Below are 310 nucleotides of genomic sequence, written 5' to 3' on the forward strand. Positions count from 1 at the left end.
GGAGACCGAGACTCCCAGCGCCAGAGAAGAGGTTTCCTCGGCGCCGGGATTTAGCTGATTGAGGATCGCCCAATCGCTGTGTTCCCGCGTGGCGGCTTGCGATGAAAGATCCTGAAATTTGAGGTTTTGCGTCCGCGTTTTTTCCTGAAAGCGCTGCAGATCATCATAATGGTTCATTGATAACCTCATGATTTTAAAAATTTCATATTAAGTTTGTTGTTATTTTCTGGGTATATTTAAAATATCGCGACGTCTCTGGTATGGCAGAAAAAGCGCCGGTGGAGACATACCAATACACACGATTGACAGG

At 46.1% G+C, this 310-nt stretch carries 1 protein-coding gene; it reads right to left on the reverse strand.

Annotation, left to right across the window (positions count from 1 at the left end; genetic code table 11):
* The coding region (gene bcsO / locus ACNQ0T_RS23630) for a cellulose biosynthesis protein BcsO (protein WP_417930433.1) at positions 1 to 177 on the reverse strand (177 nt) is incomplete at its 3' end.
* Between the last annotated feature and the right edge of the window lie 133 nt (positions 178 to 310).

Origin of the sequence: Enterobacter cloacae complex sp.6700776, from assembly GCF_048284255.1 — a bacterium.
Lineage (GTDB): Bacteria > Pseudomonadota > Gammaproteobacteria > Enterobacterales > Enterobacteriaceae > Enterobacter > Enterobacter intestinihominis.